This window comes from Mycobacterium bulgaricum (assembly GCF_041287165.2).
Classification (GTDB): domain Bacteria; phylum Actinomycetota; class Actinomycetes; order Mycobacteriales; family Mycobacteriaceae; genus Mycobacterium; species Mycobacterium bulgaricum.
This window is the reverse complement of record NZ_JBGGKV020000001.1, coordinates 94922-117376: the sequence shown is the minus strand read 5'-3', so window position 1 is coordinate 117376 and position 22455 is coordinate 94922. Positions and strand designations below refer to the sequence as shown.

The 22455-nt window shown below is 66.8% G+C and carries 18 protein-coding genes; 11 read left to right on the top strand and 7 right to left on the bottom strand.

What is annotated here, in order from left to right; genetic code table 11:
* Positions 1–89 precede the first annotated feature (89 nt).
* On the bottom strand, positions 90–3143 hold the full coding sequence (locus tag ACAG24_RS00580; RefSeq protein WP_370470759.1) for an Ig-like domain-containing protein: 3054 nt from the start codon (positions 3141–3143) through the stop codon (positions 90–92).
* A gap of 323 nt (positions 3144–3466) precedes the next feature.
* Between ACAG24_RS00580 and ACAG24_RS00575 the strand changes: the two genes are divergently transcribed.
* The 6 genes from ACAG24_RS00575 (at position 3467) to ACAG24_RS00550 (ending at position 10147) form a co-directional block, all read left to right on the top strand.
* Positions 3467–5542 (top strand): PhoX family protein, encoded by a 2076-nt coding sequence (locus tag ACAG24_RS00575; RefSeq protein WP_370470758.1) that lies wholly within the window; start codon positions 3467–3469, stop codon positions 5540–5542.
* A 28-nt stretch (positions 5543–5570) separates the two neighbouring features.
* Positions 5571–6368, top strand: a complete 798-nt coding sequence (locus ACAG24_RS00570) for an LLM class F420-dependent oxidoreductase (protein WP_370470757.1) — start codon at positions 5571–5573, stop codon at positions 6366–6368.
* A gap of 52 nt (positions 6369–6420) precedes the next feature.
* Complete coding sequence (locus ACAG24_RS00565) at positions 6421–7098, top strand: GntR family transcriptional regulator (RefSeq protein WP_370470756.1); 678 nt, start codon at positions 6421–6423, stop codon at positions 7096–7098.
* The gene (locus ACAG24_RS00560; RefSeq protein ID WP_370470755.1) at positions 7099–8895 is read left to right on the top strand and encodes an ABC transporter substrate-binding protein/permease; all 1797 of its coding nucleotides are present in this window, start codon (positions 7099–7101) and stop codon (positions 8893–8895) included. It abuts the gene before it with no gap.
* Positions 8895–9626: an amino acid ABC transporter ATP-binding protein gene (locus tag ACAG24_RS00555; protein WP_370470754.1), complete on the top strand. Its 732-nt coding sequence runs from the start codon at positions 8895–8897 to the stop codon at positions 9624–9626. Before ACAG24_RS00560 ends, ACAG24_RS00555 begins: the two co-directional genes overlap by 1 nt.
* A gap of 80 nt (positions 9627–9706) precedes the next feature.
* Complete coding sequence (locus ACAG24_RS00550; protein WP_370470753.1) at positions 9707–10147, top strand: MarR family winged helix-turn-helix transcriptional regulator; 441 nt, start codon at positions 9707–9709, stop codon at positions 10145–10147.
* A 3-nt stretch (positions 10148–10150) separates the two neighbouring features.
* On the opposite strand, the gene ggh is transcribed toward ACAG24_RS00550, so the two are convergent.
* Complete coding sequence (gene ggh, locus ACAG24_RS00545) at positions 10151–11491, bottom strand: glucosylglycerate hydrolase (RefSeq protein ID WP_370470752.1); 1341 nt, start codon at positions 11489–11491, stop codon at positions 10151–10153.
* Between the two features lie 55 nt (positions 11492–11546).
* Here ggh and ACAG24_RS00540 point away from each other — a divergent pair, with 55 nt between their 5' ends.
* Entirely contained in the window at positions 11547–12212 is a 666-nt protein-coding gene (locus tag ACAG24_RS00540) for an SDR family oxidoreductase (RefSeq protein ID WP_370470751.1), read from the top strand.
* Positions 12213–12252: 40 nt separating this feature from the next.
* Here ACAG24_RS00540 and ACAG24_RS00535 read toward each other — a convergent pair whose 3' ends face one another.
* Positions 12253–13110 (bottom strand): DUF559 domain-containing protein, encoded by an 858-nt coding sequence (locus tag ACAG24_RS00535; RefSeq protein ID WP_370470750.1) that lies wholly within the window; start codon positions 13108–13110, stop codon positions 12253–12255.
* A 95-nt stretch (positions 13111–13205) separates the two neighbouring features.
* Positions 13206–16070, bottom strand: a complete 2865-nt coding sequence (gene leuS, locus ACAG24_RS00530) for a leucine--tRNA ligase (protein WP_445206169.1) — start codon at positions 16068–16070, stop codon at positions 13206–13208.
* A 191-nt stretch (positions 16071–16261) separates the two neighbouring features.
* On the opposite strand from leuS, the gene ACAG24_RS00525 reads away from it, so the two are divergent.
* Positions 16262–17185, top strand: a complete 924-nt coding sequence (locus tag ACAG24_RS00525; RefSeq protein WP_370470748.1) for an LpqN/LpqT family lipoprotein — start codon at positions 16262–16264, stop codon at positions 17183–17185.
* A gap of 73 nt (positions 17186–17258) precedes the next feature.
* Positions 17259–17621, top strand: coding sequence for a hypothetical protein (locus tag ACAG24_RS00520; protein ID WP_370470747.1), 363 nt, complete (start codon positions 17259–17261; stop codon positions 17619–17621).
* On the opposite strand, the gene ACAG24_RS00515 is transcribed toward ACAG24_RS00520, so the two are convergent.
* Positions 17622–18236: a YqgE/AlgH family protein gene (locus tag ACAG24_RS00515; RefSeq protein ID WP_370470746.1), complete on the bottom strand. Its 615-nt coding sequence runs from the start codon at positions 18234–18236 to the stop codon at positions 17622–17624. It lies immediately after the preceding gene.
* Between the two features lie 150 nt (positions 18237–18386).
* On the opposite strand from ACAG24_RS00515, the gene ACAG24_RS00510 reads away from it, so the two are divergent.
* Positions 18387–19670: an MFS transporter gene (locus ACAG24_RS00510; RefSeq protein WP_370470745.1), complete on the top strand. Its 1284-nt coding sequence runs from the start codon at positions 18387–18389 to the stop codon at positions 19668–19670.
* 10 nt (positions 19671–19680) lie between these two features.
* The gene (locus ACAG24_RS00505; RefSeq protein WP_370470744.1) at positions 19681–20466 is read left to right on the top strand and encodes a TIGR03084 family metal-binding protein; all 786 of its coding nucleotides are present in this window, start codon (positions 19681–19683) and stop codon (positions 20464–20466) included.
* Here the strand turns inward: ACAG24_RS00505 and ACAG24_RS00500 are convergent.
* Both ACAG24_RS00500 and ACAG24_RS00495 read right to left on the bottom strand, forming a co-directional pair.
* Positions 20463–20960: an FG-GAP-like repeat-containing protein gene (locus ACAG24_RS00500; protein ID WP_370470743.1), complete on the bottom strand. Its 498-nt coding sequence runs from the start codon at positions 20958–20960 to the stop codon at positions 20463–20465. The two genes, ACAG24_RS00505 and ACAG24_RS00500, sit on opposite strands and share 4 nt — an antisense overlap.
* Positions 20961–20978: 18 nt before the next feature.
* Positions 20979–22433 carry a CCA tRNA nucleotidyltransferase gene (locus ACAG24_RS00495; RefSeq protein WP_445206153.1) on the bottom strand — a complete coding sequence of 485 codons (1455 nt, stop codon included), beginning with the start codon at positions 22431–22433 and terminating at the stop codon, positions 20979–20981.
* Positions 22434–22455 lie beyond the last annotated feature (22 nt).

Sequence of the window (22455 nt, the reverse complement as noted above, 5' to 3'; positions counted from 1 at the left end):
CGTGTTAGTTGTCTGAGCAACTATATACAGCATCTGCCAGAGGTTCGCTGGCAAATCAACGCCGAATCGCAGCAGAGCCCCGAATGTCGCTAGCGCTCAGTCGAATACGGCGGCGTCTCGGGCATCACGACGTTGTAGCCCAGATCCCGCAGGATCGCGAGCTCCAGCTCACTGAAGACCTTGACGCCGGCGCCCATGTTCTCCGAGGAATTCATGATCTTGTGGTCGTCGCCGGCGAAGGTGTAGTCGTCGAGGTGAGACACCGAACTCGAATTCGACCACTTCTCTGGGGTGTACAGCGGAACGAGATATCCGCCATAGGCCTCTACCGCGTTGCGCCCACCGAAGTAGAGCGACCCATCCTGTCCGACCAGCTTCGGATCGTTCAAGGTCGCCCACTCCGCGAGGAAGAACGGGTTCGTCCCCCGGACGTTGACGATGTTGCGGTCGTACTGGCGGCGGTTGGCGCCGACACTGTCCCCGTCGGGCCCCGACAGGGACGACAGGAATCCGAAAGCGTGCATCAGCTCGTGGATGGCTGTGGCCGCGAAGTCGTACTCGTCGTCGGCGACATCCTCGTCGAGAGCCCATTTGTTGTCCTTGAAGTTCCACGAGATGGTGCCATCGGCCTTGTCGCCGTTGGCATCACGACCGGTCTGCAGCTTGTTCTGCACCACGGTTCGCCAGAACCCCGGCAGCTTCGAGATGCTCGGGCTACCCGCCGAGGCGAGCAGTTCCTTGTCGTCCTCCAGATCGACGTCGAAGGTCAGCGTCACCGGCCGCTCGACGCGGAAGTACTCGCCCAATGACGAGGCGACCTCGTGAAGCTTGGCCTGCCGTTCCGGCGTCCAGCCCTCACCGGTGAAGGTGAATTCGAAAGCGATCGCGTTGTGATTGATCAGGTTGAACGCACGGGTGCCGATCCCCCGGAACGGGTTCAGAAGGTTGACATGCAGGCCGGCGTCGATGGCCAGCACTCGGAAGGAGTCAACCCCGTCGAATCCTGCTGCGGGAGTGTAGGTCCACGTGCCGTCATCGTTGATGACCACGGTTCCCTCGCGTGGCCCGCTGACCAGCCGGTAGCGGATCTCGTCTCCGTCGGCGTCCTCGGCGCCGATACGCCCGGTGATCACCTCGTCGGTGGTCAAACCGGTCACCTGCACCGGATCGACCGTCGGGGCCTGGTTGAGGAACGTGCTCCGGAACGCCGCGAACGACTCCTCCAGCTCAGCCTTGCGCTCCTCGCTGACATCCAGTGAGTCGATCCACGCCTGATTCCTGTCACTGAGCCGGTCGATGATCTGGGCGACGCGCTCATTCCATGTCAGGCGAGGTGCCAGCGATGCGGGCGCGAGCACCGGCGGGCGTGGCGGTGTCGCTTCCTCCTCTACGTCCCCGTCGGCCCCTTCGGTGTTGTCGTCGCCTTCGCCGTCCTCATCGTCCTGCGGGTTGACCACGTAGTACCCGAGGTCTTCCAGGATCCCCAGCTCCACCTTGCTGAACTCCCGTGGCGCAGGCCCCGCGCCGGTCCCGGCGTTCATGATCATCTCGTCGTCACCGGTGAACGTCACGTCGTCGAGATGATGGATCGAACTCGTGCTCCATGTTTTCGGGACGTAGATCGGGACCAGGTTCCCGCCGTACGCCTCGATGGCATTGGCGCCTCCGAAATACAGGCCGCCGTCCCCACCAGTGATCTTCGGGTCGTTGGCCGTCGACCAGACCATGTTGTTCAGGACCTTCGCGCCGTCGACGGTGACGATGAAGCGGTCGTACTCCGACCGGTTCAGCTGCTGATTACTCCCGGCCGCTTTCAACGTCGACCCGAAGCCGAACGCGTGCATCAACTCGTGGATGGCCACCGACGTGAAGTCGTACTGGTCGGCGGGAACGTCGTCACCGAGCGCCCAGTCGGTGCCGTTCCAGCCCCACGAGATCTCGCCATCGGCCTTGGCGCCGTTGGCGTCCTCGCCGGTCTGCATCTTGTGCTGCACGACGGTGCGCCAGTATCCGGCCGCAGTAGAGATCAGCTCGCTGTCCGCGGAGGCCAGATTGCCCGGCGTGTCATCCTCGTCCACGTCGAACGTCAGGGTGACGGCCTTCTTCACCCGGAAGTACTGCACCAGGCTCGCGGCGACTTCTTCGAGCTTGTCCCGACGCTCCTGGGTCCATTCGTCGCCGTCGTAGTTGAAAACGAACTTGATCGCGTCCTGGTTGATCAAGTTTTCGGCGGTCGTGCCGATCCGGCGGAACGGATTGAGCAGGTTGAGATGCAGCCCCGCGTCGATTGCCATGACGCTGAAAGAGTCGACGCCTGCGAAACCCGCACCGGGGGTGTAGGTGTAGCCGCCTTCGTCGTCGAAGACAACGGTGCCGAACTTCGGCCTGTTCACGAGGCGGTAGATGAGCTGATCGCCCTCGGCGTCGTCGCCGTTGAGCTTGCCCGAGATGTCGCCGTCGACGAGACCATCGATCTGGACGGGATCGATCGTCGGCGCCAGATTGAAGAATGTCCGCCGGATCGACCACATCGTCGCCTCGAGGTTGGCTTTCGCGTCGTCGGAGGCCGGCAACGTCTTGATCCAGGCGATGGTGCCCTCACTCCAGCGCTCGACGATGTCGGTCGCGATGTCATTCCATGTCTTGGGGGGGAGAAGCGACGACGGGGCGGGCGCCGGCGGGCGCTTGACGTCCGCAGGTGGCACCGGCTCGGCCTCGTCCGCAGTCGCGCCTGCCGGGGCCTCCGGGGCCTGCACCAGAGGCTTCTTCGGCTCTGCATCGGCTTCGTTGTCGACTTCGTCGTCGGTGTCTAGCGAGACCTGCCTCGTATGGCCGGTCTTGGTCGTCGAGCGTTTCCCGTCATCGCCATCGTCATCGGCCTGTGCGATCTCCAGGTCGTCGCTGTCGCTGTCGCTGTCGTCGCTGTCGCTGTCGTCGCTGTCGCTGCTGTCGCTGCTGTCATTCGCGGCTCCGGAGCCAGACGACGTATCAGAGTCCGACGACGCGTTCGACGGCGACGAGTTCGAGGACTCGCTGCCCGTGTCTGCTGCTGCGGTACCGGTCGTCGGCCCCATCAGCGAGAACCCCAGCAATGCCGCACCCATACCTGCCGAGGCGGCGCCAACCTTCAACCATTGCCTCACCGGAAAGTCCGACGCCCGCCGTTGATCTTGATTGCGCTTGTGGCGGTGCTGATTCGCGCCGGACCGTGCCATATTGACCCCCTCGAAAAATGAATGTGGGGGCAGGTTATACGGTCGGTTCCAAATTCCACAGCAAATCGTCGAACGCTTCAGTTTTCGTCACGCGCAACGACGCGGATTCGTCCGCCGCGTCCGGTCTGCCGGTGCTGCGTCGACTTCTGTTAACCCGCTGCTTGCCTGCTGCTAGCCGGGCTACCGTAACTTTCCGCGAGTCCCGGCCGTCCAGCCCACGGCCGAGTTCATGCCGGAAGGAACCCATTGCCATGGCGCTTGTGCCGCTCAATCTTCTTGTCAGCCACGACGGCAAGTCCAAGCGACAGCACGTCACCTGCGTTCACAAGTGCGGCAACGCCTGCTCCAAGGCGGCCCCCAACAAGAGCGACAACGAGTATTTCGGCGACATCGCCAAAACCGTGTCGCGGCGCTCCATCCTGCAGGCCGGTGGAGTCGCGGTTCTGGCCGTCGGCGCCGGCTCCGCGCTGGCCGCATGCTCGAACAACTCCCAGCCCGCGCCGACCACCGCATCTTCGTCGCCCGCAGCCGCCGAGCCGCCCGCGGGCATGAACTTCGCGTCCGTCGCGCCCAACAGTGACGACGCCGTCGTCGTGGCCGACGGCTACCAGCAGGGCGTCGTGATCAGCTGGGGTGACCCCGTCCTGCCCGACGCACCCGCGTTCGACGTCACCAAACAGACCGGCGCCGCACAGCGCGGCCAGTTCGGCTTCAACAACGACTTCGCCGGGCTTCTCCCCATCGAAGGGCAGGACGGTCGCTTCCTGTTGGTGACCAACTTCGAGTACGCCACACCGCAATTCATGTTCCCCGGATACAACGCCGACGCCCCCACCCGCGACCAGTTCGACGTCGAGATCGCCGCGATGGGCATGGGTGTCGTCGAGGTGGAGCGCACACCCGAGGGCGGCCTGCGCCCGGTGATGGGCCGGTACAACCGCCGCATCACCGGCGACACCCCGTTCACGTTGACCGGCCCGGCCGCGGGCACCGATTTCGTCCAGACAGCCGCCGACCCCGCGGGGCGCACCGTTCTCGGCACCATCGCCAACTGCGCGGGCGGTGTAACGCCATGGGGCACAGTCCTTTCCGGCGAAGAGAACTTCCACAGCTACTTCGGAGCCCCCGAAGGCTCCCCGGCTCCGAACCCGGTCGACGCGGATCGTCACGACCGCTACGGCGTCGCGCTGGAGCCATCGGAACTCAAGTGGGAAACCTTCGATTCCCGTTTCGATCTGGCCCAGTCACCCAACGAGGTGAATCGTTTCGGCTACGTGGTGGAGCTGAATCCGTGGGATCCGAACTCCACCCCGGTCAAGCACTCGGCGATGGGCAGGCTGAAGCACGAAGGCGCCAACATCTACGTGACCGACGACGGCACCGTCGTGGCCTATACGGGGGACGACGAGCGCTTCGACTACATGTACAAGTTCGTCTCGACCAGGAAGATTCAGCCGGGAAACGATCCCGCTGCGATGGCCAACAACCTCGCCATCCTGGACGAGGGCACTCTCTATGTGGCCAAGCTCTCCAGCGACATCCCTGCCGATGAGATCGACGGCTCGGGCAAGCTGCCCGCCAAAGGATCGTTCGCAGGTTCGGGCACCTGGCTGCCACTGCTGAAGTCCGGTCCGAACGGACAGGCTGAGTCGCTGGTCGACGGCATCACTGCTCACGAGGTCGCGGTGTTCACCCGCATGGCCGCCGACAAGGCCGGCGCCACCAAGATGGATCGTCCCGAGGACTTCGAGGCCAACCCCAAGACCGGCAAGGTCTACGTGGCACTCACCAACAACGACGAACGCGGGGCCGCCGGCGAAGCGCCCGCCGATGCGCCAAACCCCCGCAACGACAACAAGAGTGGGCAGATCCTCGAGATCACCGACAACCACACCGGTACCGACTTCACCTGGGAACTGCTGCTCGTCTGCGGTGATCCCGCCGCGGCCGACACGTACTACGGCGGCTTCGACAAGACCAAGGTCAGCCCGATCTCCTGCCCGGACAACCTGGCGTTCGACAGCCACGGCAACCTGTGGATCTCGACCGACGGCAACGCGCTCGATTCCAACGACGGCCTCTTCGCCGTCGCGCTGGAGGGTCCGAATCGCGGAGAGACCAAGCAGTTCCTGACCGTGCCGATCGGTGCGGAGACATGCGGACCGGTGGTGACCGACGACATCGTCACGGTGTGCGTGCAGCACCCCGGCGAGAACGACGAGAACAGCATCGACGACCCTCAGTCGCGGTGGCCCGAAGGCGGCAACGGCACGGCTCGCCCATCGGTGGTCGCGGTGTGGAAGAGCGGCGGCCAGATCGGCGTCTGAACGCTCGCGCGAAGGCTACGTTGGGAACATGACCTCTCCCGTGCGCATCGGCGTCCAGCTCCAACCGCAGCACTCACCGCGCTACGACCTCATGCGCGACGCCGTGAGACGCTGCGAAGACATCGGCGTCGACGTCGTGTTCAACTGGGACCACTTCTTCCCGTTGTACGGCGATCCCGACGGGGCGCACTTCGAATGCTGGACGATGCTGGGAGCCTGGGCCGAACAGACGTCACGCGTCGAGATCGGCGCACTGGTCACCTGCAACTCCTATCGCAACCCGGAGCTGCTTGCCGACATGGCCCGCACGGTGGACCACATCTCCGACGGTCGGCTGATCCTGGGCATCGGATCTGGTTGGAAGCAGAAGGATTACGACGAGTACGGCTACGAGTTCGGGACCGCAGGCAGTCGGCTCGACGACCTCGCGGGCGCACTTCCCCGGATCGAATCCAGGTTCGCGAAGCTCAATCCGCAGCCGGTGCGCGACATCCCCGTCCTGATCGGTGGCGGTGGTGAGAAGAAGACCCTGCGGCTGGTCGCCCAGCACGCGCACATCTGGCATTCCTTCTCCGACACCGAGAGCTACCCGCGCAAGTCCGACATCCTCGCCCGGCACTGCGCCGATGTGGGCCGTGACCCCGCGACGATCGAGCGCTCGGCGGAGGCCAAGGGCCGTGATGTGGACAGCCTCCTGGAGAACGCGGACGCGCTGAGCGGGCTGGGCATCTCGATGCTGACGGTCGGTGTGAACGGGCCCGACTACGACCTTTCTCAGGCGGAGGCTCTGTGCCGTTGGCGGGACCGCCACGCTGCAAACGGTTGATGCTCCAGAACCGGCCTTCGGCCGGTGGCCGACATGAGACACTGTCGCCGCCATGCCCAAGAAGTATGGGGTGAAAGAAAAGGACCTCGTGGTCACTCACGTGGTCAACATGGTGCTGACCGGAAGGCTCCGCTCGGGAGATCGGTTGAACCGCAACGAGATAGCGCATGATCTCGGCCTGAGCCGCGTCCCCATCCAGGAAGCCGTCGTCCAGCTGGAGCACGACGGGATCCTCTCCACGCGCTACCACCGCGGGGCCTACGTCGAGAAGTTCGACGAGGCGGCCGTCCGCGAGCATCACGAGCTGTACGGCCTCATCAGCGGCATCGCATCCGGGCGGGCCGCAAGCGCCGCGGATCCGACGATCCTCGCCGAACTCGACAGCGAGGTCGGGCAGATGCGCACCGCCCGTGATGCCCGGCAGTTCGACGGCCACGCCAAACGGTTCCGCGCCACCATCAACGGCGAGTACGCCGGCCCTCGCCTGCAAGCGGCGATCGACTCGTCACAGACCTTCATCCCCGGGGCGTTCTGGGAGTCCTATGCGCAGCATCGAGACCAACTGCTGCCCTCCTATGAAACCGAGCTCGCCGCGATCCGCGACCGGGACTGCGACAGCGCGCGCCGCGCCTGTGCTCACCGCGCGGATGTCATGGCCGGCATTCTGCTGAACGAGTTGGTGCGACGTGGCGTGCTGTGTGGCACAGGCCGGCCCGCTACGTTGCATTGAATGACGGGCTTGCGGGTACTGCGCCACTTCGTGAAGACCTTCGTGATCGCGCTGGTGGTGGGAATCGTCGTCACGATGGGGCTGGCCGCACCGGCGGGTGCGCAGGTCGACCAGTGCTCGCCCCCTGGCGTCGAAAGTGCCAGCGCGCTGCCGACGAACCTGGCCGCTGCGGCCAGCGGTCCGGCGGCCGACAAATACACCACTGCCACGGTGGAACCGCTCGACTCGATCGACGTGAACGCACTGGGGTTGAGCCAGCCCGGCACCCTGACGGTCGGCACGCTCTCGGATGCACCGCCGAGCATCTGCATCGACTCCGCGGGCCAGTTCACCGGCTTCGACAACGAGTTGCTTCGGGCCATCGCCGACAAGCTCGGCCTGCGCATCAACTTCGTGGGCACCGAATTCTCCGGACTGCTGGCCCAGGTCGCGGCACGGCGGTTCGACGTCGGCTCCTCCTCGATCACCACCACCGACGCCCGGCGTCGAACAGTCGGCTTCACGAACGGCTACGACTTCGGCTATTTCTCGCTCGTCGTGCCGACGGGTTCACCGATCACCGGCTTCGACAAGCTCACCGCCGGACAACGGATCGGCGTGGTGCAGGGAACGGTGCAGGAGTCCTACGTCATCGACACCCTGCAGCTGCAGCCGGTGAAGTTTCCCGATTACAACACCGTCTACGCGAGCCTCAAGACCGGACAGCTCGACGCCTGGGTGGCGCCGTCTCAGCAGGCCCAGGGCACCGTGCAGCCGGGCGATCCCGCGCAGATCATCGAAAACACCTTCAGCTTGGACAATTTCGTCGCCTGGGCGGTGGCCGACGACAACCCCGCGCTGATCGACGCGCTGAATTCAGGGCTCGACGCGATCATCGCGGACGGCACCTGGGCACAGCTCTACACCGACTGGGTGCCTCGTGCGCTGCCGCCCGGATGGAAGCCCGGCTCCAAAGCCGCCCCGGAACCCGAGCTGCCAGACTTCACCGCCATCGCAGCACAGAACCAGGACAACAGCACCCCCGCCTCGCCGGTGCAGCCGAAATCGACGTTGTCGCAACTGGCCTCGGCGTTCCTGGACTGGGACCTCTACCGTCAGGCCATCCCGGATCTGTTCACGACCGGCCTGCCGAACACGTTGATCCTGACCGTTTCCGCCAGCATCATCGGGCTCATTCTCGGTATGGCCCTTGCGGTGGCGGGCATTTCCACATCCCGCTGGCTGCGATGGCCCGCCCGCATCTACACCGACATCTTCCGCGGGCTGCCCGAGGTCGTGATCATCCTGCTGATCGGCCTCGGTGTCGGCCCTGTGGTGGGTCACCTGACGGGCAACAGCCCGTACCCGCTGGGGATCGCCGCCCTCGGCCTGATGGCGGCCGCCTACGTCGGGGAGATCTTCCGCTCCGGCATTCAAAGCGTGGATCCAGGACAGCTGGAAGCCTCACGCGCACTGGGTTTCAGCTATCCCACCTCGATGCGGCTCGTCGTGGTGCCGCAGGGCGTCCGACGGGTCCTCCCGGCCCTGATGAACCAGTTCATCTCGCTGCTGAAGGCATCGTCGTTGGTGTATTTCCTCGGACTGATCGCCAACCAGCGTGAGCTCTTCCAAGTGGGCCGCGACCTCAACGCGCAGACCGGCAACCTGTCGCCCCTGGTGGCCGCGGGACTGTTCTACCTGGCGCTGACCATTCCGCTGACCCATCTCGTGAACTACATCGACGCCCGGCTGCGCAGAGGACGCCGACCCGACGAAGACGATCCCTTGATGCTCTCGAAGACTCAGGAGATGAACTGATGGCCGCTGCGGTGTCGTTGACTGCCAGGGACATTCACCTCTCGTTCGGCAAAAGTGCCGTGCTGCGCGGCGTCGACCTCGACGTCGCTGCCGGATCCAGTACCGTCGTCATCGGGCCGTCGGGATCCGGCAAGTCCACGTTGTTGCGCACCCTGAACCGGCTGTACGAACCCGACCGTGGTGACATCCTGCTCGACGGACGATCGGTGCTCGGTGACAATCCCGACCAACTTCGGCAGCGAATCGGGATGGTGTTCCAGCACTTTCAGCTGTTCCCCCACCGTTCGGTGCTCGACAACGTCACGCTCGCCCCGCGCCGGCTCAAGAAGCTCAGCGCCGAGGAGGCTCGCGAACTCGGCCTGGCCCAATTGGACCGGGTCGGGTTGCGGCACAAGGCAGAGGTTCGACCCGCGACGTTGTCCGGCGGTCAACAGCAGCGCGTCGCCATCGCCCGCGCGCTGGCCATGGCACCCCAGATCATGTTCTTCGACGAAGCCACCTCCGCCCTCGACCCGGAACTGGTCAAAGGGGTGCTCGAGCTGATCGCCGATCTGGCCGCGGACGGAATGACGATGGTGGTGGTCACGCACGAGATGGGGTTCGCCCGGTCGACGGCCGACACCGTGGTGTTCATGGACCACGGCCGGGTCGTCGAGACAGGACCACCCGACCAGCTATTCGAATCCGCCGAAACCGAGCGGCTGCGCCGCTTCCTGGCTCAGGTGCTCTAGACCACGGCGGGACAGGTTTTCGCCGAAATCCGCCGTACAGCACAACTTGGCATCCTCGGACAGGTTAGGGTGTCTGAATTATGGTGGCCACCGAAGCGCGGGTCAGCGAACTTGCTGGCGAACTGCAGCGCGTGCTGTCCAAGGTGCTGTCGGTGATGCGGCACACCGGACGGACCGCGACGTCCGGCGACCTCACACTCGCCCAGCTCTCGATCCTGCTCACCCTGTTCGACCAGGGCCCGATGCGGATGACCGAGCTCGCGGCCCACGAACGGGTGCGCACGCCGACGACCACGGTGGCTATTCGCCGTCTGGAGAAGTTGGGCCTGGTCAAGCGCGACCGGGACCCGTCCGATCTGCGCGCCGTCCTCGTCGACATCACTCCCCAGGGGCTTGCTCAGCATCGGGAGGCGTTGGCCTCCAGGCAGGCTCACCTGGCTGCGCTGCTGAGCAAGCTCAGCGAAGAAGAGCTCGAAGCGCTGACCAAGGCGCTGGCGCCGCTCGAGCGCATCGCCGAATAGCGTTCAGCCCAGCCAGTCCAACACCGCTGCCGCGGTCCAGGATTGCTGCATACTCCCCAACGGTTCCCCGGTGAACGGCTCGTAGTACTCGGCGAAGGTGCCGTCGCTGGCTTGGCGCAGGCCCTCCCGGCGCAGCGTCGAGGAACGTTCCGCCCACCCCCGGCGCGCGAAGCACCAGGAGAACAACCACGTCATCACCGGCCACACCGGGCCCCGCCAGTACTCCCGTGGCCGAAAGTCGCGCGACACAGGCGACGTCGACGGGATGAGGGCATACGCGAGATCCGGATGACCGCAGAACCGCGGGCCCTCCAGCAACCGCAGCAACGCCCGCTCACGTTCGTGCGGTAGCCCGCCGCACAGCAGCGGCGCGAACTGCGCGGCGGTTTCGGTGGTGATCCACTTCTCGGCACGCAGGTCGTAATCCTTTGCCGCACCCGTTCTTTCGTCAGTCGTTGCGATGACACCCGACCGGAACCGGTCAGCCCAGGCGTACAGATCCTTTACATCGGCACGAGGACGTTTGTGGTCCTCGCCGATCTCGGCGAGCACCTGGCACGCCACCGAGAAGATCGCCGAGACGAACACGTCCTCGACGGCGAAACTCATGGCCTTCGAGAGCAACTCGTCGTCGTAGCGAGCCGCCTTCATCTCCTCGAGCAGCCACAGATAGCGGTCGTACTCCATGTCGGAGGGACGCTGGCTCGCATCGGTGTTGATCTTGTTGTCCTCGCGCTGGTACTCCGGCACAACACCGGGAATCACGTTGGCGTAGGCGCTGTCCCAGCGCGGCGAGTTGTCCATTCCGGACTCCCAGCCGTGGTACATCGTCACCCGGCCGTGCCCGTTCGGGTCCCGTGACTCTGCCAGCCAACGGTGCCAGCGCACCAGATCGCTCCAGCGCCGGTCGAGGAAGGCCTCAGCGACCGCCCGTGTCGAGCGACCCCGCGTCCGTGCCCGGTCCAGGATCCGCTGCACCGCGATCGCGTGCACGGGCGGCTGCGTGATGCCCGAGGTGTGCCGGGAACGGGGCGCGTCTGTCGTCAGGGCCGAGCACGCCCACCGAGCCGGCCCTGGAAAGTAGCCGTCGACTCCGTTGGCGAACACGATGTGCGGGATCATGCCGTTGCGCCACTGCGCGGACAGCAGTGTGTCCAGCTCGACCACGGCGCGCTCCACCGACAGCGGCGCGAGTCCGATGGCCACGAACGCCGCGTCCCAACTCCACATGTGCGGGTAGAGCAGCGGCGCCGCGGTCGTCATGACCCCGAGGTCGTTTCCGCGCAGAAGATAGGCAGCGCGGGCCGCCAGTTGGGTGGGGGCGAAGCTGGGATCGTGCGGCATTGTCCACCAATGATGCGACGACTTTGCCCGATATGCAGGGCGGTAGGGTTTCGGTGTGCCGACCGCCATGATCACCGGGGCCTCCGGCGGTCTCGGATCCGCACTCGCCGACGTGCTGGCCCCGACGCACACGCTGTTCCTGGCCAGCAGGCCGTCGTCGCGTCTGGACGCCGTTGCCGAGCGCCTCGGCGCCACCACCTGGCCCATCGACCTCGCCGACCCCGGCTCGTTCGAGGCCGTGGTCGAGCCGATCGTCGAGCTCGACGTGCTCATCCACAACGCAGGCGTGGCCTACCCGGGCCGCGTCGCAGAGTCCAGCGTCGACGAGTGGCGCTCCACGATGGCCGTCAACGTCGTCGGCACCGTCGCATTGACGCTGGAATTGCTGCCCGCGTTGCGCAGCGCTGCCGGCCATGTCGTGTTCATCAACTCGGGTGCCGGCATCAACGCCTCGCCCGGGCTCGCGTCCTACACCGCCAGCAAGTTCGCGCTGCGGGGCTTCGCCGACTCGCTGCGTGCCGACGAACCTTCGCTGCGTGTCACGTCGGTGCACCCCGGCCGCATCGCGACCGCGATGCAGGAGGACCTCGTCGCCTACGAGGGCCGCGACTACAACCCCGACGAGTTCCTCAGCCCGCAGACCGTCGCGCAGCTGACCGCCGACGCGATCAACGCGCCGCCCGACGCGCACGTCCGCGAGATCGTCATCCGCCCTCGGTAGTGGTGATTTCGGCGTAGTTGGTCAACGTGGGCATGACGTACTACACCCGAATCGCAGCTTTAATGGTCGCGACGACGCGGTCTGGATACTCGACCAAGTCGAGCCAGGTGAACCGAAGCACCTGCCAACCTTGCAACGAGAGAGCGTTCTGCCGTTCACGGTCGTTCTGGAACACCTGTGCATCGGAGTGAAACGCCCAGCCATCCACTTCGATCACCACCCGCGCTCGCCGGAATAGGACATCGACCACATATCCACCGACGCGCGCGTTGGTGCGCCAACCCGTAATCTGCGCTGCCCGCATTAACTTAGTCAGCAACCGCTCGGCTTCCGAGTGCTCACCGTCGGCCGCAGCTTGCAGCAGTATTCGCGCGGCAGGCGACCCGTAGCGACCCTTGTTCCGAAGATGGGCGTTCCAGAGGTCGCGAAGGTCCGCGTCGTGCTGAAGCGCCCTGTCCATGACGTCGCGGTTGCGGCGACCGCGAACAGCGGCTTCAATCGCCGTCAGTGGCAGGGCGGTAACCCGAAGGCCTCTGCTTTCGACGACATCGGCCGGTGCAAGATCGCGCCGACGCAGGCGCGCCCCTTCCCGCTTTCTCCCGCTGCCGGACCGCGGCATCGTCACGTCAACGTCCAGCGGGGCAAATCGTGTGAGCCCATGCCACCACGCGGCCGCCAGCCCGCTGGCCACTGCCTGGTCGCCGAAAGACCAGACCGCCGCGCGAACTCGCGCAGCATCGGTGAACGGCCGGTCGTCGACAAAATAGACCCCGCGCGAGCATTGCCGCCACCTCCCAGATCGCACGCGCTGGTTCACCGACTGCCTGCTCAATCCAGCGTGGCGCGCCTGCGCCAGCGTGATCACTCCGTCGTGGCGCCGCAGATAGTCACTCAGCACACCTCTTGTGACGCGGCACCTACGAGAATGGTTCCACCATGGGCGAATCGGGTGTACTTGGTCATGCTGCGGTTGACCAACTACGCCGAAATCGCCTAGATGACGACGTTGACGAGACGCCCGGCGACGACGATGACCTTCTTCGGCGTCTTTCCGTCGAGGAAGGCGACCACCTTCTCATCGGCCAGTGCAGCTGCCTCCACCGCGTCGGCGGGCGCGTCGGCGGGCACGGTGACCCGACCGCGCACCTTGCCGTTGACCTGTACCGGGTACTCGACGGTGTCCTCGACGAGAAACCGCTCGTCGGCCACCGGGAACGGGCCGTGCGCCAGCGACGTGTCGTGGCCCAGCCGCCGCCACAGCTCCTCGGCCAGGTGCGGCGCCAGCGGGGCGACCATCAGTACCAGCGGCTCCAAGGCCGCCCGCGCCGTCACCGACTGCTTGGTCAGGTGGTTGGTGTACTCGATCAGCTTCGCCGCGGCGGTGTTGTTGCGCAGCGAGGCGTAATCGTCTGCGGCACCGGCGATCGTGCGATGCAACAGCCGTTGGGTGTCATCGTCGAGCGGATCGTCGGTGACGACGGACTCGCCGGTCTCCTCGGAGACCACCAGTCGCCACACCCGCTGCAAGAACCGGTACGCGCCCACGACATCCTTGGTCGCCCAGGGCCGGGACGCTTCCAACGGCCCCATCGACATCTCGTAGACGCGCAGCGTGTCGGCGCCGTAGTTGTCACAGATCTCGTCGGGTGACACCGAGTTCTTCAGGCTCTTGCCGATCTTGCCGAACTCCTGGTTCACCTCAGAGCCCTCGTAGAAGAACTTGCCGTCGCGCTCGACCACCTCCGCCGCAGGCACATACAGCCCGCGGGAGTCGGTGTAGGCGAATGCCTGGATGTAGCCCTGGTTCACCAATCGCCGGTACGGCTCTCGCGAGCTCACGTGCCCGAGGTCGAACAGAACCTTGTGCCAGAACCGCGAATACAGCAGATGCAGCACCGCGTGCTCCACACCGCCGACGTACAGGTCGACCCCACCCGGGTCGTCGACGCCGTGCTCGGCAGGCCGCGGACCCATCCAGTACGCCTCGTTCTCCTTGGCGCACAGGGCTTCCTGGTTGTACGGGTCGGTGTAGCGCAGCTCGTACCAGGAACTGCCCGCCCACTGCGGCATGACGTTCGTGTCGCGGGTGTAGGTCTTGAGCCCGTCGCCGAGGTCGAGTTCGACGTTGACCCAGTCGATCACCTTGCCCAGGGGGGGCGATGGTTCGCTGTCGGCGTCATCGGGGTCGAACGACACGGGCGAGTAGTCCGGAACATCCGGCAGCTCGACGGGCAGCAGTTGCTCGGGGAGCCCGTGCGCGCGACCGTCGGCGTCGTAGACGATCGGGAACGGCTCGCCCCAGTAGCGTTGCCGGGCGAAAAGCCAGTCCCTGAGCTTGTATTCGATGCGCGCGTGGCCGCGCCCCTCGGCCGCCAGGCGTTCGGTCATCGCGCTCTTCGCCGTGGCGACGTCCATGCCGTCCAGAAAGCCGGAGTTCACCAGCGCGCCGTCACCGGAGTACGCCTCCACGGAGACGTCACCGCCCGCGACGACTTCTACGATCGGCAAACCGAACTCGGTGGCGAAATCCCAGTCCCGCTGATCACCACCGGGCACTGCCATGATCGCGCCCGTGCCGTATCCGGCCAGCACGTAGTCGGCGATGAACACCGGAACCTGTTGGCCGTTGGCCGGATTCGTGGCGTAGGAACCCAGGAAGACGCCCGTCTTGGACTTGTTCTCCTGGCGCTCGAGATCCGACTTGGCGGCGATGCTGGAACGGTAGGCGGCCACCGCCTCGGCCGGGGTGGGCGACCCGAACGTCCATCGCTCATCGGTACCGTCAGGCCACGCCGAGGCAACCAGCCTGTCGACCACGTCGTGCTCGGGTGCCAGCACCAGGTACGTCGCGCCGAACAGAGTGTCGGGCCGTGTCGTGAAGACCTCGATGTCGCCGGCGTCAGGGGCCGTCGGGACCCCGAAGTAGACGACAGCGCCGACAGATCGGCCGATCCAGTTGCGCTGCATCGCCTTGACCTTGTCCGGCCAGTCCAGCAGGTCGAGGTCGTCCAGCAGCCTGTCGGAGTAGGCGGTGATCCGCATCATCCACTGCCGCAAACGCTTTCGGAACACCGGGAAATTGCCGCGCTCGCTGCGGCCGTCGCTCGTCACCTCTTCGTTGGCGAGCACGGTACCCAGACCGGGGCACCAGTTCACCACCGAATCGGCCAGGTACACCAGGCGGTGGGAATCCAGGACATCGGCCCGGGCTGCGTCGTCGAGGTCCGACCACGCGCGGCCGTCGTCGAGCGTGCGCGCACCAGAATCGAATTCGGCGATCAGTTCCGCGATCGGACGCGCCTTGTTCTGGTCCGCGTCGAACCACGCATTGAAGATCTGCAGGAAGATCCACTGTGTCCACTTGTAGTAGTCGACGTCGGTGGTCGAGAAGCTGCGGCGCGCATCATGGCCCAGCCCCAGCCTGCCCAGCTGACGCCGAAAGTTGACGATATTCGCCTCGGTCCTGGTGCGCGGATGGGTGCCCGTCTGGATCGCGTACTGCTCGGCCGGCAGACCGAAGGCGTCGAAACCCAAGGCATGCAACACGTTTCGACCGGTCATGCGGTAGTAGCGGGCGTAGACGTCGGTGGCGATGTACCCAAGGGGGTGCCCGACGTGCAGGCCCTCGCCCGACGGATACGGGAACATGTCCTGGACGAACATCTTGTCGGCGGGCACAGAAGCACCGTCGGCCGGGGCCAGCGAGCCGACGGGGTTCGCGACGTCGAACGTTCCCGATTCGGTCCACCGTTGCTGCCAGGAGCGCTCGATCTCACCGGCGAGCTCCGCGGTATAGCGGTGCTGCGGTGTGTCGCCGGAGGAGCGCTCGCGCGAGGACTCTGATCCAGCTGCTGCAATCGGCGTTTCAGTCACCCCACCAGGGTATAAGCACCCAGCTCGCGGATTTTCCCGCCACGGGTAGGTCTCGGTTCCGTTGCGGATGCATCAGGGGTTGATTCCAGGTCGGCTCCGGGGCTGGTGGCGTCTCGCCGGCCGTGGATACATTTCTGCCCTGACGGCTCCACGGCGTTGGAAGGACAGCACTGAAGATGAGCGAAATCGCCCGCCACTGGCGGGTTCTGGCAGGAGGCATCGGGGCGTGTGCCGCCGGTGTCGCCGGTGTGCTGGGCGTCACGTCGACCGCATCCGCACAGCCCACGATTCCGCAGCCCACGGTGCCCGTCCCCGCCACCGTGACCCAGACGGTCACGGTCACCCCCAACGCCGCCGCAGGCCCGGCCGCCGCAGGGCCGGCCGCCATCCCCGCGGCGGTGGCCGCTCCCGCGGCCCCGGTCGCGCCGCCGCGTCCCGTGTCGACCATCGTGCCCGCCACGTCGGGCACACTCGCCGAATTCTTCGCCTCCAAGGGCGTCGCGATGGAACCGCAGTCCAGCCGTGACTTCCGCGCGCTGAACATCGTTCTGCCGATGCCGCGCGGCTGGGAGCACATCCCCGATCCCAACGTCCCGGATGCCTTCGCCGTCCTGGCCGACCGTATCGGCGGCAACGGGCTGTACTCGTCGAACGCCCAGGTGACCGTCTACAAGCTGGTGGGCCAGTTCGACCCGAAGGAAGCGATCAGCCACGGCTTCATCGACAGCCAGAAGCTGCCGGCGTGGCGTTCGACCGACGCCTCACTCGCCGATTTCGGCGGCATGCCCTCCTCGGTCATCGAGGGCACCTACCGCGAGAACAACTTGACGTTGAACACGTCGCGGCGACACGTCATCGCGACCGCGGGCCCGGACAACTATCTGGTGTCGCTCGCGGTGACGACCAGCGTCGACCAGGTCGTCGCAGCCGCGAACGCCACCGACGCGATCGTCAACGGTTTCAAGGTCAGCGTGCCCGGCCCGGCACCGGCCGCGCCGCCGCCCGGCGCCGCGGCGCTTCCGCAGCCTGCCGCGCCGCCCCCAGCCCCCGCTGTTCCCGCAGTGGCACCCCCGCCACAGCTGTTGGGACTGCAGGGATAACGACGTCGTCCCCCGGGCGAAGCCTGGCGCCCGGGGGACGGCGGCCTAACCGGAACCCCGTATTCTGTCGCTCATGCTGGTCGCCGCCGTAGTGAGTCTGTGCGCGGCCGTCGTGACCGCTGCGCTGGGCGTGTGGTCGCTGACGCGCCGACCCTCGACCGATTACGTGCAACAGGTGCTGCGCGCCGTGGCGCCGACGCAGCTGGCGGCCGCTGTGATGCTCGGGGCGGGCGGGGTGGTCGCGCTGTCGGCCCCGTCGTCGACCGGTGCGATGATCCTCATCGTCTGCGTCGCCGGCGCCCTCGGCACCGTCGCCGCAGGCTGCTGGCAGAGCGCCAAAGCCGTCACCCGCGAGAACGCACGGCAGGCGGCGTCGGCAGGGACGGGCGGCTGCGGCAGCGCGTGCGGTTCGTGCACGCTGACCTGCGGGAGCTGACTAGTTCCGGCTGAGGTCGATCGGGTGGGTGGCCATCAGCGACAACGGCATCGGCTGCCGCCTCAGGATTCTGGCCCACAAGTCCACCCGCGGTTCCACCAGAACATCAGAAGGCAACGCGGACAACACGATCCAGTCGTCACGCTCGATCTCACCCTCGAGCTGACCGATGGTCCAGCCGGAGTACCCGGCGAAAATGCGAACCCCTTCGACCATCGGCGCCAGCGAGTCGGGCTCGGCGTCGAGATCCACCATCACCACCCGGCCCTGCACGTGCCGTAAACCCTTCACTCCCGACGGATCGGCACCGGCCCGCAGCGTGGCCAGGCACAGGGCGGCGTCGCGTTTCACCGGGCCGCCGATGAACATCGTCTTCGGTTTCGTTGCCAGCTTCGCCCACTGGGGCAGCACGTTGTAGACGGCCGTCTCACTCGGGCGGTTCAGGACGACGCCCAGGGTGCCCCCGTCGTTGTGCTCGACCACATATATGACGCTGCGGCGGAAGGTGGGCTCCAGCAGGTCGGTGTTGGCCAGCAGCAGCGTGCCCGCGCGGACCCGGGGGGCGATGGGCGCAGCTCTGTCCTGGTAATCCTCCGGATCGTCTGGCTGCGCCATCGGTCCATCATGTCACCACCAGCACCATGATCGTGCCGAACAAGCGGGGCGCATCCCGATATTTGTACTGTGGTTCGCGTCGCGACGACGCCGCGCCGCACGGTCGCGCGACGAGCCCCGCCCCACCCTCACCACCAGGACGTGACAGCCGTGCCCGACAACCGCGTGCCCCGCACTCTGTGGCGGTCGGTGCGTGCCCTGCCCGAGTTCCGCCGGCTGCTCGAGCTGCGCGCGGTGAGCCAGTTCGGCGACGGTCTGTTCCAGGCCGGGATCGCCGGAGCGATCCTCTTCAACCCCGAGCGCGAGGCTGAGCCGTGGGCGATCGCCGCCGCGTTCGCGGTGCTGTTCCTGCCGTACTCGCTGCTCGGGCCGTTCGCGGGCGCACTGCTGGACCGCTGGGACCGCCGGCTGGTGCTCGTGGCCGCCAACACCGGCCGCCTGGCGGTGATCGTGGGCGTCGGCGCGCTCCTGGCGGCGGGCGTCGGCGACATCCCCATCCTGTTGAGTGCGCTCGTCGCGAACGGTTTCACACGGTTCGTGTCGTCGGGCCTGTCGGCGGCGCTGCCGCATGTGGTGCCGCGCGCACAGGTCATCACGATGAATTCCGTCGCGACCGCCACGGGGTCGGTGGCCGCGTTCGCCGGTGCGGTCTTCATGCTGCTACCCCGCTGGCAGTTCGGCGCCGGCGACTCGGGCGCATCGGTCGTCATCTTCCTCGTCACCGTGCCGGTGGCGCTCGCGCTGTGGCTGTCCAACCGGTTCCCGCCGCGCCTGCTCGGCCCCGACGACAGCGTCCGCGCGGTGCACGGGTCGGTCACCTATGCGGTGGCGACCGGCTGGCTGCACGGCGCGCGCACCGTGCTGGCGGTTCCGACGGTCTCGGCCACGCTCGCGGGGCTCGCCGCCCACCGCATGGTGTTCGGCATCAACACACTGCTGGTGCTGGTGATGGTGCGGCACACCGAAGCGGCGACCGTCGCCGGTTTCGGCATGACGGTGCTGTTCGTCACCGCGGGCGGTGCGGGGCAGTTCCTCTCGACCCTCCTGACGCCCGCATTGGTGAAGAGGTGGGGACGCTACGTGACGCCCAACGGGGCGCTCGGGTTCGCCGCCGTGGTGCAGCTGGCCGGTGCCACGCTGCACCTGCCCGTGATGATCGTGTGCGGTTTCCTGCTCGCCGCAGCGGGTCAGGTGGTGAAGCTGTGCGCGGACACCGCGATGCAGATCGACGTCGACGACGCCCTGCGCGGTCACCTGTTCGCCGTCCAGGATTCGTTGTTCTGGGTGGCGTTCATCGCCGCGATCTGCGGTGCCGCCTTCGTCATCCCACCCGACGGACATTCGGTGGCGCTGGCGCTCGTGGGCAGCGCCCTCTATCTCGCGGGACTGGCCGTGCACGCAACGGTGGCGCGGCGGCGCCGACGCCCCGGCTAGGGTGATCGCCATGGCCGCAGCAGCCCCGATGGTCACTGATCTGCGCGCGGAAAGCGACGATCTCGACGCGCTCGTCGCGGCACTGCCGCCGCAACAGTGGGCCACGCAGACTCCGGCCCCCGGCTGGACCATCGCCCACCAGATCGCGCATCTGCTGTGGACCGACCGCGTGGCGCTCACCTCCGTCACCGACGAAGCAGGGTTCGCCGCGATCCTCGAGACCGCCGCGCAGAACCCGACCGGATTCGTCGACGCCGGCGCCGAGGAACTCGCGGCCACGCCGCCGGAGGCCTTGCTCGCGGACTGGCGCGCCACCCGCGCCGCGCTGCACGACGAACTGCTCGCGGTCGCCGACGGCCGCAAGCTGCCCTGGTTCGGCCCGCCGATGAGCGCCCCGTCGATGGCGACCGCACGGTTGATGGAGACCTGGGCGCACGGCCTCGACGTCGCCGACGCGCTCGGGGTGACGCGGACTCCGACGTCGCGGCTACGTTCGATAGCCCACATCGGAGTTCGTACACGCGATTTCGCGTACGCCGTGCACGGGCTCACCCCGCCTGCGGAACCGTTCCACGTGAAACTTTCGGCGCCTGCGGGCTCCGCCGAGACCGAGTGGACGTGGGGACCCGAGGATGCGGCGCAGCGGGTGACCGGCTCGGCTGAGCACTTCTGCATGCTTGTCACGCAGCGTAGGCCGCCGGCATCACTGGACGTCGCCGCGACCGGAGCCGACGCCGAGAAGTGGCTGACGATCGCGCAGGCCTTCGCCGGCCCGCCCGGCGCGGGACGCGGTTAGAGGTACTCGGCGCTGTCGGCGGCGCCGTCGCCGTTCCCGTCCGAAAGCCGCACATCCCAGCGGCCGTCCAAGTCGGTGTCGACCCACGCCTGCGAACCACCGAACGCGCGATCGGCCAGACCGTTGCCGTCGGAATCCACCAGGCGTTCCGGTGATCCGTCGCCGTCGAGATCCACCGGCGCCGACGACGCCGGATGCTCGACACCGTCGAGACCGAGCCAGCGCAGTGCCGAACCGCCACGCTCGGCCGCGACCGTCCAGGTGCCGGTGCCGTCGTCGGTGAAGTACGCCTCCGGCGCCCCGTCGCCGTCGAGGTCGAGCACCGCATGGTCGGCCACGTCGTCGGCATCGAGATCGAGCAGGACATCACCGAAGCCGTCGTCGTCGACGTCGCGGCCCACCGCATCGAACACGCCGTCGCCGTCGAAATCGGTGTCGGCACCGGCGGTCCACAGGGTGGCAGACCCGTCCGGGTCACCCAAGCAGTACTCCACACTTGTTCAGACGCACCGCTAGCCCTGCGCGTTCCACCACTTCATCAATTCCTCGACAGCCTCGTCGTGGTCGAGCGGCCCGCGATCCAGGCGAAGCTCCTTGAGGTGGTTCCACGCCTTACCGACCTGCGGCCCCGGCGGGATCCCGAGGATCTTCATGATCTCGTTGCCGTCGATGTCGGGACGAACCCGCTCCAGGTCCTCCTTGGCTGCGAGCTCCTCGATGCGCCGTTCCAGATCGTCGTAGTTGGCCTGCAGGCGCGCGGCACGGCGTTTGTTGCGGGTGGTGCAGTCCGCGCGCACCAGCTTGTGCAGGCGACTCAACAGCGGTCCGGCGTCGGTGACGTATCGGCGCACGGCCGAGTCGGTCCACCGGCCGTCGCCGTAGCCGTGGAAGCGCAGATGCAGGTACACCAGCTGCGAGACATCCGCGATCATCTGCTTGGAGTACTTCAGCTCGCGCATCCGCTTGCGCACCATCTTCGCGCCGACGACCTCGTGATGATGGAAGCTCACCCCGCCGTCGGGTTCGTGCCTGCGGGTCGCGGGCTTGCCGATGTCGTGCAGCAGCGCCGCCCACCGCAGCACCAGGTCGGGGGGGCCCGAGGGTTCTTCCAGATCCATCGCCTGCCGCAGCACCGTCAACGAATGCTGGTAGACGTCCTTGTGCTGGTGATGCTCGTCGATCGCCATGCGCATCGCACCGATCTCCGGGAGCACCACGTCGCCGAGGCCCGTCTCCACCATCAGGTCCAGACCGGCGACAGGGTCGGTCCCGAGCAGCAGCTTGTCGAGCTCGGCCGCGACCCGCTCGGCGGTGATCCGCGACAGCTGCGGTGCCATTTCTTCGAGAGCGCGCCGCACCCGCGGAGCCACCGCGAAACCGAGCTGCGAGACGAACCGCGCCGCGCGCAGCATCCGCAGCGGATCGTCACCGAACGACACCTCGGGTTCCGAAGGGGTGTCCAGCATCCCCTGCCGCAGGGCAGCCAAACCGCCCACCGGATCGAGGAACTCCGTCGGACCGTCCGGCGTCACACGCACCGCCATCGCGTTCACCGTGAAGTCGCGGCGCACCAGATCGTCGGCCAGGTTGTCACCGAAGCGCACCTCGGGATTGCGGGACACCTGGTCGTAGGTGTCGGCGCGAAACGTGGTGATCTCGAGCCTGTCGGCGCCCTTGCCGACAGCCAGGGTGCCGAAATCGATTCCCGTGTCCCACATCGCGTCGCCCCACCGACGCAGAAACCGCATCATCTGCTCGGGGCGTGCGTCGGTGGTGAAGTCGAGATCCTCGCCGAGGCGGCCGAGCAGGGCGTCGCGCACACTCCCTCCGACCAGGTACAGCTCGTGGCCGTGGTCGGCGAACACCCGCCCCAACCCGCGCAACACCTCGCCATGCTCGTTCAGCGCCACCTGCGCAGCACCGAGCAACTCGGTGTCGGTCACGCTGTCACGGCTAGGGTCGGGCACGTCCGGTGAGCCTACTGGTCAC

Excerpts from the sequence above, each read along its gene's own strand:
- ggh (WP_370470752.1), bottom strand. The coding sequence starts at position 11,491 with ATGCCGCACGATCCCAGCTTCGCCCCCACCCAACTGGCGGCCCGCGCT.
- ACAG24_RS00575 (WP_370470758.1), top strand. The coding sequence starts at position 3,467 with ATGGCGCTTGTGCCGCTCAATCTTCTTGTCAGCCACGACGGCAAGTCC.
- ACAG24_RS00570 (WP_370470757.1), top strand. The coding sequence starts at position 5,571 with ATGACCTCTCCCGTGCGCATCGGCGTCCAGCTCCAACCGCAGCACTCA.
- ACAG24_RS00520 (WP_370470747.1), top strand. The coding sequence starts at position 17,259 with ATGCTGGTCGCCGCCGTAGTGAGTCTGTGCGCGGCCGTCGTGACCGCT.
- ACAG24_RS00555 (WP_370470754.1), top strand. The coding sequence starts at position 8,895 with ATGGCCGCTGCGGTGTCGTTGACTGCCAGGGACATTCACCTCTCGTTC.
- ACAG24_RS00560 (WP_370470755.1), top strand. The coding sequence starts at position 7,099 with ATGACGGGCTTGCGGGTACTGCGCCACTTCGTGAAGACCTTCGTGATC.
- ACAG24_RS00525 (WP_370470748.1), top strand. The coding sequence starts at position 16,262 with ATGAGCGAAATCGCCCGCCACTGGCGGGTTCTGGCAGGAGGCATCGGG.
- ACAG24_RS00550 (WP_370470753.1), top strand. The coding sequence starts at position 9,707 with ATGGTGGCCACCGAAGCGCGGGTCAGCGAACTTGCTGGCGAACTGCAG.
- ACAG24_RS00515 (WP_370470746.1), bottom strand. The coding sequence starts at position 18,236 with ATGGCGCAGCCAGACGATCCGGAGGATTACCAGGACAGAGCTGCGCCC.
- ACAG24_RS00565 (WP_370470756.1), top strand. The coding sequence starts at position 6,421 with ATGCCCAAGAAGTATGGGGTGAAAGAAAAGGACCTCGTGGTCACTCAC.
- ACAG24_RS00505 (WP_370470744.1), top strand. The coding sequence starts at position 19,681 with ATGGCCGCAGCAGCCCCGATGGTCACTGATCTGCGCGCGGAAAGCGAC.